General features: G+C 61.7%; 11 protein-coding genes and 2 rRNA genes (1 of these 13 running past the window's edge). All 13 read left to right on the top strand.

Going from position 1 to position 13,112, the window contains the following annotated elements; translation table 11 throughout:
* Window positions 1–685, top strand: a 23S ribosomal RNA gene (locus C8C94_RS09855) (it extends 2,194 nt beyond the left edge of the window).
* Window positions 686–839: 154 nt separating this feature from the next.
* Window positions 840–952 (top strand): 5S ribosomal RNA (gene rrf, locus C8C94_RS09850).
* An 87-nt stretch (window positions 953–1,039) separates the two neighbouring features.
* Entirely contained in the window at window positions 1,040–1,792 is a 753-nt protein-coding gene (locus C8C94_RS09845) for a 16S rRNA pseudouridine(516) synthase (RefSeq protein WP_121420590.1), read from the top strand.
* A gap of 275 nt (window positions 1,793–2,067) precedes the next feature.
* A complete protein-coding gene (locus C8C94_RS09840) occupies window positions 2,068–3,051 on the top strand; it encodes a YncE family protein (RefSeq protein ID WP_121420589.1) in 984 nt (327 codons plus the stop codon).
* Entirely contained in the window at window positions 3,024–3,881 is an 858-nt protein-coding gene (locus tag C8C94_RS09835) for a polysaccharide deacetylase family protein (RefSeq protein ID WP_370449744.1), read from the top strand. The genes C8C94_RS09840 and C8C94_RS09835 overlap by 28 nt, the downstream gene beginning before the upstream one ends.
* 83 nt (window positions 3,882–3,964) lie before the next feature.
* Entirely contained in the window at window positions 3,965–4,978 is a 1,014-nt protein-coding gene (locus C8C94_RS09830) for a sterol desaturase family protein (RefSeq protein ID WP_121420588.1), read from the top strand.
* A 38-nt stretch (window positions 4,979–5,016) separates the two neighbouring features.
* Window positions 5,017–5,928 carry an EI24 domain-containing protein gene (locus tag C8C94_RS09825; RefSeq protein WP_121420587.1) on the top strand — a complete coding sequence of 304 codons (912 nt, stop codon included), beginning with the start codon at window positions 5,017–5,019 and terminating at the stop codon, window positions 5,926–5,928.
* Window positions 5,925–6,746 (top strand): molybdopterin-binding protein, encoded by an 822-nt coding sequence (locus C8C94_RS09820; protein WP_121420586.1) that lies wholly within the window; start codon window positions 5,925–5,927, stop codon window positions 6,744–6,746. Before C8C94_RS09825 ends, C8C94_RS09820 begins: the two co-directional genes overlap by 4 nt.
* A 175-nt stretch (window positions 6,747–6,921) precedes the next feature.
* The gene (gene glnA / locus C8C94_RS09815) at window positions 6,922–8,337 is read left to right on the top strand and encodes a type I glutamate--ammonia ligase (RefSeq protein WP_121420585.1); all 1,416 of its coding nucleotides are present in this window, start codon (window positions 6,922–6,924) and stop codon (window positions 8,335–8,337) included.
* A 212-nt stretch (window positions 8,338–8,549) separates the two neighbouring features.
* Window positions 8,550–9,068: a hypothetical protein gene (locus tag C8C94_RS09810; RefSeq protein WP_055397181.1), complete on the top strand. Its 519-nt coding sequence runs from the start codon at window positions 8,550–8,552 to the stop codon at window positions 9,066–9,068.
* 92 nt (window positions 9,069–9,160) lie between these two features.
* Window positions 9,161–10,183, top strand: a complete 1,023-nt coding sequence (gene glnL / locus C8C94_RS09805) for a nitrogen regulation protein NR(II) (RefSeq protein ID WP_010457747.1) — start codon at window positions 9,161–9,163, stop codon at window positions 10,181–10,183.
* A 50-nt stretch (window positions 10,184–10,233) separates the two neighbouring features.
* Window positions 10,234–11,904, top strand: a complete 1,671-nt coding sequence (gene ntrC / locus C8C94_RS09800; protein WP_055397177.1) for a nitrogen regulation protein NR(I) — start codon at window positions 10,234–10,236, stop codon at window positions 11,902–11,904.
* 193 nt (window positions 11,905–12,097) lie between these two features.
* Complete coding sequence (locus C8C94_RS09795; RefSeq protein ID WP_055397175.1) at window positions 12,098–13,036, top strand: PA2169 family four-helix-bundle protein; 939 nt, start codon at window positions 12,098–12,100, stop codon at window positions 13,034–13,036.
* The last annotated feature ends 76 nt before the right edge of the window (window positions 13,037–13,112 follow it).

Below are 13,112 nucleotides of genomic sequence, written 5' to 3'. Positions count from 1 at the left end.
TCGGGGACAGTGCATGGTAGGCAGTTTGACTGGGGCGGTCTCCTCCCAAAGCGTAACGGAGGAGTTCGAAGGTACGCTAGTTACGGTCGGACATCGTGACGATAGTGCAATGGCATAAGCGTGCTTAACTGCGAGACTGACAAGTCGAGCAGATGCGAAAGCAGGACATAGTGATCCGGTGGTTCTGTATGGAAGGGCCATCGCTCAACGGATAAAAGGTACTCTGGGGATAACAGGCTGATACCGCCCAAGAGTTCATATCGACGGCGGTGTTTGGCACCTCGATGTCGGCTCATCTCATCCTGGGGCTGTAGCCGGTCCCAAGGGTATGGCTGTTCGCCATTTAAAGAGGTACGTGAGCTGGGTTTAAAACGTCGTGAGACAGTTTGGTCCCTATCTTCCGTGGGCGCTGCAGATTTGAGGAAGCCTGCTCCTAGTACGAGAGGACCGGAGTGGACACACCTCTGGTGTATCGGTTGTCACGCCAGTGGCATTGCCGAGTAGCTAAGTGTGGAAGAGATAACCGCTGAAAGCATCTAAGCGGGAAACTCGTTTCAAGATGAGATCTGCCGGGGCCTTGAGCCCCCTAAAGAGTCGTTCAAGACCAGGACGTTGATAGGTCAGGTGTGGAAGCGCAGTAATGCGTTAAGCTAACTGATACTAATTGCTCGTGCGGCTTGACCCTATAACTTTGATAGCCAATATGCAAACCGTAAGGATGCATGAAAAGCTCAAAGATTGTTATGCCAAGTTGACGCAGTCAAAAGACACAAAAATCTGATTCCAAACTCTATGAATTCGCCAGGCTGTTCACAAAAACAGCCCAGCACCAAGTTATGCCTGATGACCATAGCAAGTTGGTACCACTCCTTCCCATCCCGAACAGGACAGTGAAACGACTTTGCGCCGATGATAGTGCGGGTTCCCGTGTGAAAGTAGGTCATCGTCAGGCTCTTACAGCCCAAATCGCCCTTCTGCTCAATCGAGCAGAGGGGCGTTTTGCTTTGTGACTCAAGAATTCTTTTTCCTGCCCCTTTCTATGCAGCTCCAGGATATTTTGTATTCCCAAGGTTTTGGCACCCGCCGTGTCTGTGCGGGGCTGGTTCAGCAGGGCTGGGTTTCTATACGCGGGTCATCATCTGATACTCAGGATTACGAGCCGTGCGTCGATGCGACTGCTGAGCTGGACCCAGAAGGCCTGCAGCTGCAGGTCCAAGGCATCAATTGGCCCTACCACGCGAAAGCCTATGTGCTGCTGCACAAGCCGGCGGGGACAGAGTGCTCTCAAAAACCCTCAACCTATCCCAGCATCTATACCTTGTTGCCAGCCCCTTTGCGGCAGCGGCCAACAAAAAGCGCGGTGCAAGGGGTGCAGGCCGTAGGACGGCTGGACCAAGACACCACCGGGTTGCTGTTGTTGAGCGATGACGGGCAATTCATTCACCGCATGAGTTCGCCCAAGAAACATGTGCCCAAGGTTTATCAGGTCATTACCAAACATCCAGTCGATGAAAAACAGATATCGAGCTTGTTGGCGGGGGTGGTTCTGGACGATGACCCCAAGCCCGTAAAAGCGGCGGCTTGTGAGCAGACTGCGAGCCATCGGCTGGACCTCACCCTGACCGAGGGCAAGTACCATCAGGTCAAGCGTATGCTTGCTGCCGTCGGTAATCGTGTAGAGGGATTGCATCGGTCGCAGATCGGTGCTCTGGTGTTGCCCGCTGACCTGCCTCCTGGGGCATGGAAATGGCTCAGTCAGGAGGATCTGTCCTTGCTGGCTCAGTCGTCCTGAGGGGCTTGGACCACAACAGATGGTGAAGCGCTACTTGGTGTGCGATCTGACTAAGCGAAGCGACCGCTACATCTCTGGAAGGATTCGATGATGACGAGAGCGTGGCGGCGAATGCGCTGACTTGACGAATCCATGATGAGCGCCAGTGGTTGCCAGTCGAGTGAGGTGCTCTTTTGCTCGTCGAAATTCGTTCCACATCAAGAATGTTACGTGTTCTCTCCCAAGGTATTGGTAAGTGCACAGCTACACTTCTTGGCTGTGTTGAAAGTGGTTCTGTGAAGATTTTCTCGATTGCACGCGCGTGCGCTGTCTTGGGTGGGCTGTGGATCTCAATAGGGGGGGCACTGGCTGCCGCGCCACCACTGTTTGTGCTGAACTCCCTCGAAGCCAATGTCAGTGTTATTGACCCGGTGACCTGGACCGAGACGGCCCGCATTCCGACGGGCAAGGAGCCGCACCATCTGTATCTCACGCCGGATGAGAAGTCGATCATTGTGGCCAATGCGTTGGGGGATACGCTGACGTTCCTGGATCCGCGCACTGCGCAGATTCAACGCACGGTGCGGGGCATTGTGGACCCCTACCACCTGCGGTTCACACCCGACATGAAGTGGTTCATCACCGCTGCCAATCGTTTGAACCATGTGGATTTTTACCGTTGGGACGGGAAGGAGTTGACCCTCGTCCAGCGGGTGGCCACCTCCCGGACTCCCAGCCATTTGTGGATCGACAGTCGCAGCACCACGGTGTATTCCACCATGCAGGATAGCGATGAGCTGGTGGCCATCGATATCGCAACGCAGACGATCAAGTGGCGCACCAAGACGGGTGCTATGCCGGCGGACGTATATGGCAGCCCAGACGACAAGCGCCTTTTTGTGGGCCTGACGGGTAGCGACAGCGTGGAGGTATTTGACGTCTCGGGACGCGAGCCCGTGAGCATCAAGAAGATCAAAACGGGCAATGGTGCCCACGCCTTTCGCGCTGCCGGCGATGGGCGCCACCTGTATGTCAGCAACCGGGTGGCCAATTCCATCAGCAAGATCGACATGACCACCCAGCAGGTGGTCGAATCCTATCCGGTACCCGGTGGGCCGGACTGTATGGAAGTGTCGGCCGATGGCCGCTTCATTTATGTGAGTTCCCGCTGGGCTCGCAAGCTCTCTGTGGTGGATACCGAGGCCAAGAAGGTCGTGCGGCAGGTCACTGTGGGCAAGTCGCCCCATGGCGTATGGACGTTGCAACACGCGCCCCGCTGATTGGCGATGGTGTGCGGGCGTCGGCGCCTCGCAGGGGAGTGTCTCTGCGATTTTGTTTTGCTATATATTTTGTAGCTACTAGCGTTTTTGTATCCAGCGCTAGTGCCCAAAGAGACTGTAAAAAGCCTCTCTATCTGACCTTCGATACTGGCCATATGGCCGTGGCGCCTTTGGTCGCCGACGTTCTCGCACGCCAGCAGGTACGCGTGACGTTTTTCGCCGCCAACGAACGCACCCAGGAAGGGGATGGCAGCCTGAGCGACCACTGGGCTTCCTGGTGGCACGCTCGGGCCGTTGAGGGGCACGAATTTGCATCCCACACCTGGGACCACACCTATTGGCGCGCGGATCTGGGATCGGCGCAGGCCCCTTCGTTCCGTGTTCGACCATCGGCCGGGCCGCGCGCGGGGCAGGATTTTGTGCTGACGGCCGCCGGTTATTGTGAGGAGATCGCTCGGGCCGCTGATCGCTTGAAGCACGTGACCGGCAAAATACCCTTGCCCTTGTTTCGCGCCCCAGGTGGAAAGACTTCGCCGCAGTTGCTTGCCAGTGCCCGCGCATGTGGGTACACGCATGTGGGGTGGTCACCGGCGGGATTCCTGGGCGATGAGTTGCCCAGTGAAAAGGCCAGCAACACCACGTTGCTGAACAAGGCTTTGCGGGATGTGCGCAGTGGCGACATTCTGCTTGCGCACCTGGGGATCTGGTCACGCAAGGATCCCTGGGCGCCTGCCGTGCTGGAGCCGCTGATCGTCGGGCTGAAGGAGCGCGGATTCTGCTTTCGCACGCTGCGAGAACACCCTGACTACGCGCCGTTGGTGAGGCGCTGAATGCGGTGGAGGAGGCGAGGCAGATCGTGGAGGTCGTTCGGAGCAAGGGCGTGTGTGGTGAGAGATAGAGGGAGCATGACGCAATGGGTTGGCTAGGCAATGGCTTTGATGCGGCTCAGCAATGGCTTTTCGAAAGCCTGTTGCAGCCGGTGATGTTCGCTGTAGGCCTGGGCAACCAGCTCGAAAGTGGCTATGAGGCCTCTGGATGGATTCTTGTGGGGCTGCTGCAGCTGGTGGTGATCGCGGCAGTGATTGGCCCATTGCAGCATTGGCGGCCGGTAGAGGCTGTGACCGACCGCGCGACGATCCGCACCGACATTCTCTACACGCTGATTCACCGGCTGGGGCTGTTTCGCCTGGGTCTCTTCCTCGCGGTGGATCCGTTGATGGATTCCATCTTTGGGGCATTGCGAGTGGCTGGCATCAGCACCTTCCAGCTTGATGGCCTCTGGCCTGGGTTCACCGACGTACCCTGGGTCAGCCTGCTGCTGTACCTGGTGGTGTTCGACTTCGTGGACTACTGGATTCACCGGGGGCAGCACCACTTTGAATGGTGGTGGCGCCTGCATTCCTTGCACCACGCGCAGCGCCAGATGACCATGTGGAGCGACAACCGCAACCATCTGCTGGACGACGTGCTGCGCGACACCATCTTGGTGGTGGTGGCGCAGCTCATCGGTGTGGCACCTGGACAGTTCATCGCTATCGTGGCCATCACGCAGCTCAGCGAGAGCTTCCAGCACGCCAATGTGCGCCTGTGGTTTGGGCGCTGGGGCGAGCGGCTGTGGATCAGTCCGCGGTTTCACCGGCTGCACCACAGCATCGGAATCGGCCATGAGACCGTCAAGCCATTGTCCGGGGAGGCTGCCGCTGCGCAGGGCGCCAGATACCGCGTGGTGCTGGGCGGGCACAACTTCGGCGTATTGCTGCCTTGGTGGGACATGCTGATGCGCACGGCCAACTTTGAATTGCGTTTTGATCCCACGGGCGTGCGCGATCAGGTGGAGCCGGGGCCAGACGGGCGCTTGCGCGACTATGGCAGGGGCTTTTGGTCGCAGCAATGGCGGGGTGTTCTGAGGCTGCTGGGCAAGGCCTGAAAGACCCTCCACGCGGTCAAGAAGGTATGCTTGTCGGCATGGGACTTTTGCTTGATTCTTTCTGGCGTGCTGCGGCCTATTGCCTGCGGCCCCGCGTCATGGCCCTGTCCGTTTTGCCGTTGCTGCTGATGGTGGGGCTGGCGTTGGGGCTGGGCTATTTTTATTGGGACGGAGCCGTGCAGGGCATGCGCGCGCTGCTGGATGCCTCTCCGCTTCTGGCCAGCTTCTGGAATTGGCTGCAAGGGTGGGGGTTGGGTGATGTCACCTCCGTCGTGGCGCCCCTCATGGTGGTTCTGGCGGTGGCTCCGGCTTTGGTGGTGGTCTCGCTGCTGGTGGTCGCGGTCCTCATGACCCCCGCATTGGTGGCGTTGGTGGCGGATCGGCGTTTCCCTGTGCTGGAGCGCAAGAAGGGTGGCTCCTTCATCGCCAGCGTGGCCTGGTCGGTCAGCTCCACCGTGCTGGCATTGATTGCCTTGGTGGTGTCGGTGCCCCTGTGGCTGGTGCCACCGCTGGTGCTCATCCTGCCCCCCTTGATCTGGGGGTGGCTGACCTACCGCGTGATGGTGTTTGATGCGCTGGCTGACCATGCCAGCAAGGAGGAGCGGCAAGAGATTTTCCGCCGCCACCGCAGCAGCCTGCTGGGCATTGGCATCCTCACGGGCTACCTCGGGGCGGCGCCCAGCATCGTGTGGGCTTCGGGCGTGGTCTTTGCCGCCGCTTTTTTTATCCTGGTGCCGCTTGCGATCTGGATCTACACCCTGGTTTTTGCGTTCTCCTCACTCTGGTTTATCCATTATTGCCTAGCAGCCCTAGAGCGTTTGCGCGCCGAGGGCGGAGGGAGAACCCCCGGTGACGCGTTTACCCCGGTGGCCGCAGACGCGGGGGCGCTGGCGTCCACTGCTGTTCTTCCTGCCCCCATATCTCCTGCCAACGGAGCCCCTGCACCATGACCCCATCTTTCGGCCTGATCATCGTGGGCGATGAAATCCTGTCTGGCAAGCGTGCCGACAAGCACATGCCCAAGGTCATTGAACTGCTGTCAGCGCGAGGGCTTTCGCTGACTTACGCCGACTACGTGGGTGACAACCCGGACCGCATCACGGCCACGCTGCAGCGCGCTTTTGCGTCGGGTGACGTGGTGTTTTCCTGCGGTGGCATTGGCGCAACGCCGGACGACCACACCCGCCAATGCGCCGCGCGCGCCCTGGGCCGGGACCTGGTACTACACCCCGACGCTGAGGCTCTGATCCGCGAGCGCATGCAGGACGTGGCCCAGGAGCAGGGTGTGACGTATGAGCCGGACCGTCCCGACAACGTGCACCGGCTCAACATGGGGGTGTTTCCGGCAGGTGCCCACATCATTCCCAACCCTTACAACAAGATCCCCGGGTTCAGCTGCGAGGGCGGTCGTGGTGGGGGCGTGCATTTTGTACCCGGATTCCCTGTCATGGCCTGGCCGATGATCGAGTGGGTGCTGGACCAGCACTACGCAGCGTTTTTCAACCGCACGCCGCAGACCGAGCAGTCCGTGGTGGTCTATGGGGCCATGGAAGCGGCTTTGACGCCCCTCATGGAGCGCATCGAAAAAACGCACCCGAACGTTCGGGTGTTCAGTTTGCCCAGCGTGGATCATCCACAATACGGGCGGCATATTGAACTGGGTGTCAAAGGTCCTGCTCCCCTCGTTCCCGCTGCATGGCAGGATCTGAAACGGGCTTTGCACGAATTTGGTGCAAATTGCGGCCCTGAATTGGTGCGCAACCTGTGATGCCCTGTGTTGATAGCAGGTTTGCACTAAATTGGTGCGGTTCGGCGGGTGCTCCCTCGGCCTGCAGTCCTTAGTGCTCCTTCATAGTGCGGCGGCTGCACCCAGCTGGCACGCAAACTGCTTTTAATTTCGGTAAATTCCTTTTTTCAACAAGCGCTTTATCCAGGAGAACCTGATGGCCAAGACCGTTGCAGACGTGATGAAGATGGTGAAGGAGAACGAAGTCAAGTTCGTTGACTTCCGTTTCACCGATACCCGTGGCAAGGAACAGCACGTGACCGTGCCTGTGTCCCACTTCGACGAAGACAAGTTCACGTCCGGCCATGCATTTGATGGCTCCTCGGTAGCCGGCTGGAAGGGCATTGAAGCCTCGGACATGCAACTCATGCCCGACCCCAGCACCGCCAACATCGACCCCTTCTTTGAAGAAACCACACTGTTCCTGCAGTGCGATGTGATCGAACCCGGTGACGGCAAAGCCTACGACCGCGATCCACGTTCCATCGCCAAGCGCGCTGAAGCCTACCTCAAGGCCTCCGGCCTGGGCGACACGGCGTTCTTCGGCCCAGAGCCAGAATTCTTCATCTTCGACGGCGTGCGTTGGTCCAACGAACCCGGCAAGGTCATGTTCGAGATCGAAGAGTACGAAGCCCCCTGGAACTCGGGCGCCAAGCTCGAAGGCGGCAACCGTGGTCACCGTCCCACCGTCAAGGGCGGCTACTTCCCAGTGCCTCCTGTCGACAGCACGCAAGACATGCGCGCTGAGATGTCCCTGATCCTTGAATCTCTGGGCATCCCGGTCGAAGTGTTCCACCACGAAGTGGCGGGCGCTGGCCAGAACGAAATCGGCACGCGTTTCAGCACGCTGGTCGAGCGCGCCGACTGGACCCAGGTCCTGAAGTACGTGGTCTGGAACGTGGCCAATGCCTACGGCAAGACCGCCACCTTCATGCCCAAGCCCTACGCGGGCGACAACGGCTCCGGCATGCACGTGCACCAGTCCATCTGGAAGGACGGCAAGAACCTGTTCGCAGGCGACGGCTATGCTGGCCTGAGCGACTTTGCGCTGTACTACATCGGCGGCATCATCAAGCACGCACGTGCCCTGAACGCCATCACCAACCCCGGCACCAACTCCTACAAGCGCCTGGTGCCCGGCTTTGAAGCCCCTGTGAAGCTGGCCTACTCGGCCCGCAACCGCTCGGCCTCGATCCGCATTCCTTACGTGGCCAACCCCAAGGGCCGCCGTATCGAAGCGCGTTTCCCCGATCCATCGGCCAACCCTTACCTGTGCTTCTCGGCACTGATGATGGCGGGCCTGGACGGTGTGGAAAACAAGATCCATCCCGGCGAAGCCGCCACGAAGGATCTGTACCATCTGCCGCCCGAAGAAGACAAGCTGGTGCCCACCGTGTGCCACAGCCTGGACCAAGCGCTCGAGTATCTGGACAAGGACCGTGGTTTCCTTACCAAGGGTGGCGTCTTTACCGACTCCATGCTGGATGCCTACATCGAACTCAAGATGGGCGAAGTCACGCGTTTCCGCATGGCGCCTCACCCTGTCGAGTACGACATGTACTACTCCCTGTAATCGCCTGCCTGCAGGCCATTACCCTCAAAAAGGCGGCCCCGGCCGCCTTTTTTTATTGCGCTCAAGGATCGGGTTTCGCTGAAACGGAACCACTGGCTGGGCCGTTGCATCCTTGTACAAAGCCCTGTGCGGGGCTGCTGGTGTTGGATTGGCGATGTGTGGCGATTGGGGGATACTCCCCGAACCCCTGCATGGCAGTGCGAGGAAACCGAATGAAGAAAACGCTCATCACCCTGTTACTGATCGCCGCGACGGCTCCCGCCGCATGGGCGCAAGACCGCATCTACCGTTGCGGCAACGAATACACCAACAACGCCCAGCAGGCCAAGGAGCGCGGCTGCAAGCTGGTTGAGGGAGGTAACGTCACCGTGGTCCAGGGCACCCGACCTGCAGGCGCAGCAACGGCAGCGCCAGCCGCGGGAACCGGGGCTGGGGCGGGCACAGCTCCCGCCGCATCTCCCCCGTCTGCACCCCGTGTCGCCACCAACGACCAGAAGGCCCGCGATGCCGATGCCCGTGCCATCCTCGAATCCGAGTTGCGCAAGGCCGAGGCGCGCCATGCCGAGCTGGTGAAGGAATACAACGGTGGCGCGCCGGAGCGCAACGCGCTCGACCTGCGCAACCCGCAGCGCTACATGGAGCGCACGGCAGAACTCAAGGCCAGCGTCGCCCGCAGCGAAAGCGATATCGCAGGCATCAAGCGCGAAATCGCCCGTCTTCCGGCCAACTGAATCTCTTTCCCTCGTTTGGCACGCGTGTGAGTTCCTCACCCTTTACTGAAGCCCCAGCCTCCGACACGGGGCGCTTTCATTCGCTGGACCTGATGTCCACCCTGGTGGCGGTGCTGCGCGCCGATGGCGCCGTGCAATTCGCCAATGCAGCGCTGGAGAACGCGCTCGGCCTCTCGCGCCGCACCCTGGAGGGGGTGGACTTCTCCACCTTCTTCACCGACCCCGCCTTGCTACAGACCGCATTGGCGGGCGCGCGGGGCAAGGACTTCGCGGCCCTGCGGTATGAAGCCAGCCTCAAGCGCCAGCACCAGGACCCGGTGCCCGTGCATGTGAGCGTGGCCGATGCCGAGCAGGTCGGCGAAATCCTGGTGGAGCTGTGGCCGCTGGAGCAGCAGGCCCGCCAGGACCGCGAGGAGCGCCTGCTGGACCAAGCCCAGGCCAACAAGGAGTTGATCCGCAACCTGGCCCACGAGATCAAGAACCCGCTGGGCGGGATTCGCGGTGCTGCGCAACTGCTGGAGATGGAGCTTGAAAGCCGCGAACTGACCGAGTACACCCAGGTCATCATCCACGAGGCCGACCGATTGCAAAGCCTGGTAGATCGGCTGCTGGCACCCCATCGCCATCCCCACCTGGTGGGTGACGTCAATATCCATGAGGTGTGCGAGCGCGTGCGGTCTCTGGTGCTGGTGGAATACCCCCAGGGCCTCAAGGTGCTGCGCGACTACGACACCTCGATCCCTGAGTTCCGTGGCGACCGCGCCCAGCTCATCCAGGCACTGCTGAACATCGTACAGAACGCAGCCCAGGCGCTGACCGAGCGCATCGCAGAGGGTGAGGCGACGATCACACTGCGCACCCGTGTTGCGAGACAAGTAACGTTTGGTCGCCAGCGCTATCGGCTGGCACTGGAATTGCATGTCATCGACAACGGACCGGGCGTGCCCGACGCGATCAAGGAGCGGATTTTTTACCCTCTGGTGTCGGGTCGGGACGGCGGGTCAGGGCTGGGGCTCACGTTGGCACAAACCTTCGTGCAGCGCCATCATGGGTTGATCGAATGCGACAGCGTACCGGGTCGCACCGATTTCCGTATCCTGATTCCCTTGCCTTAAAAGCGCAGATGGTCCCTGACACGCAACCACAGGGAAGGTAAGAAAAACATATGAAGCCGATCTGGATAGTAGATGACGACCCCTCGATCCGCTTCGTCCTCGAAAAGGCGCTGGCCCGCGAGAACCTGCCCACGCGCAGCTTCACGCACCCCCGCGAAGTGCTGGACGCGCTGGCCGATATCACCCCCGGCGACCCGGCGCGGCAGGGCCCTCAGGTCCTGGTAAGCGACATTCGCATGCCCGGGGGCTCTGGCCTTCAGTTGCTGGAGAAAGTCCGCGAACTGCAGCCCGGCCTGCCCGTCATCATCATGACGGCGTACTCCGACCTGGACAGCGCCGTGTCGGCCTTTCAGCGCGGCGCGTTCGAATACCTGCCCAAGCCATTTGACCTGCCCAAGGCGGTGGAGCTCATCCGCCGCGCGGTCGAAGAAAGCCAGCGCGAGGAAGTGACCGAAGAGCGCCAGGCCGAAGCCCCGGAGATGCTGGGCCAAGCTCCGGCGATGCAGGACGTGTTCCGCGCCATCGGCCGCTTGAGCCAAAGCCAGGTCACGGTGCTCATTACCGGCGAATCGGGCTCGGGCAAGGAACTGGTGGCGCGCGCGCTGCACAAGCACTCGCCGGTCGCAGACGGGCCCTTTGTCGCCATCAACACGGCGGCCATCCCCAAGGACCTGCTCGAATCTGAACTCTTCGGCCACGAGCGCGGCGCCTTCACCGGCGCGCAGACGCAGCGGCGCGGCCGCTTCGAGCAGGCCGAGGGCGGCACGCTGTTCCTCGATGAAATCGGCGACATGCCGTTTGACCTGCAGACGCGCCTGCTGCGTGTGCTGTCGGACGGCCAGTTCTACCGCGTGGGCGGCCATGCCGCCGTGAAGGCCCATGTGCGCGTGATCGCTGCTACCCACCAGGACCTGGAGCGGCGCGTGAAGGAGGGGGGCTTTCGCGAAGACTTGTTCCACCGCCTCAACGTCATCCGCCTGCGCTTGCCCGCGCTGCGCGAGCGGCATGAGGACGTGCCCGTGCTCACCCGCCATTTCCTGCAGCAAAGCGCGCGGCAGTTAGGCGTGGAGCCCAAGCGCATTGCCGACTCGGCCATCGCACGGCTGGAGCAGTTCGCCTTTCCGGGCAATGTGCGCCAGCTGGAGAACATCTGCCACTGGCTCACGGTGATGGCGCCCGCCCAGGTCATCTCGCTGCAGGATCTGCCGCCCGAAGTGCTGGAAGCGCCCCTTTACCAACCCGCTCCCCGACCCGGCAGTGATCCGTCTGCGGCGGTAGCTGCCGTGCACGCCGTTGCGGCCCCAATGCCAACCCCTGCGCCAGCGGTGGAGCTGGTGGGAGGGCTGCCACAACCTGCCACTGTCGCCACGCAGCCCCTGGTGGGCGGTCTTGCGGCCTCTGCCACCCCGGCGCTGGGCGCTACGCCCCACTGGCCCGCCGAGGCGCAGATGGCGACGGGTTCGGGCGGCATAGCTGCCACCGTTGGCACTGCGGCGACCTGGGAGCAGGCGCTGGAGACCGAGGCGCAGAAGCTGCTTGCGGGCGGCCAGCCCGAAGTGTGGGACGCCCTTACGCGGCGGTTCGAATCGCGCCTGATCCGCACCGCGCTCACGGCCACCCATGGGCGCCGCATGGAAGCCGCGCAGCGCCTGGGCATTGGTCGCAACACCATCACACGCAAGATCCAGGAGCTGGGCCTGGATGCGCCCGATGAGGCATAAAAATAGCCTCTAGCGCTTGATGGTAAAGCGTTAAATGCTATAAATTTTGTAGTGCTTGAAGTGGGTCTGTTTTGGCGGATGCCGGGGCAGGCACACCTCCCAATGTCCTACAAGCAGGCCCTCCTTGGGCCGACCCAGCCCTCCGGGAGTGACTTCAACAATGAAGGCACTGTCAACCAACCGGAGAGCTTCTATGTCGGATTTCAACGATGCCAACCGTGACCCTTTGACCAATGAACCGGGTTCCCATCCCGTCGGAACCGGGGTCGGTGCTGCCCTGGGCGGCGCCGCTGCGGGTGCCGCAGCAGGCGCCTTTGGCGGCCCGGTCGGCGCAGCCATTGGCGGCGTGGCCGGTGCGGTAGCCGGCGGCCTGGCGGGCAAGGCCGCCGCGGAGGCGGTCAACCCCACCGAGGAAGATGCCTACTGGCGCGAAAGCTTCCACCGCGAGCCTTATTACGTGGGTGGTCGCACCTACGAACAATACCGCCCTGCCTACGAACTGGGCTGGTCGTCGGTGGGCCGTTATGAAGGCGATTTTGAGGCGGTGGAACCTCGCCTGGCCGATGACTGGCGGGCGCGCCATTCGGACGGCCTGGCCTGGACGGATGCCCGCCCCGCCGCCCGCGCCGCCTGGGAACGGGTCTCGCGCTCCAGCCTGAACGACGACCGCCCCATGGATGTCGTGGACAACGAAGACGTGGTGGATGTGCTCAACGACCTACTGGAGTCGTCCCGCGATGGCGAATACGGCTTCACCGCCTGCGCCGAGCATGCCGACTCTGCCCAGCTCAAGAGCGTGTTCCAGCGCCATGCGCGCGAATGTGCGGCCGCCGCTGTCGAACTGGAGCACGAGGTGCGTCGCCTGGGGGGCGAGCCTGCTTCAGGCGGCACCGTGGCTGGCGCGCTGCACCGCGGCTGGGTGTCGGTGAAATCCGCCCTGTCGGTGCACGACGACAAGGCCGTGCTGCAGGAATGCGAACGCGGCGAGGACGCTGCCGTGGCCCGTTACCGCAAGGCCCTGAAGGCCACCCTGCCGCTGGATGTGCGGGCCCTGGTAGAGCGCCAGTCGCAGGGCGCGCAGCGCAACCACGATGAAGTACGTGGCCTGCGCGACACGTTCGCCAATAGCTGATAGGGCTCAGCTTGCGCGCTGGGGTGTCGGTCAGGGGCTCCCGGTGCGTCGCAAGTCGTAGGCCATAGGCCAAAGG

It is taken from the genome of Acidovorax sp. 94, from assembly GCF_003634645.1.
Classification (GTDB): Bacteria; Pseudomonadota; Gammaproteobacteria; order Burkholderiales; family Burkholderiaceae_C; genus Acidovorax; species Acidovorax facilis.
The sequence above is the reverse complement of the archived record's forward strand: the minus strand, read 5'-3'. Positions and strand labels throughout refer to the sequence as shown.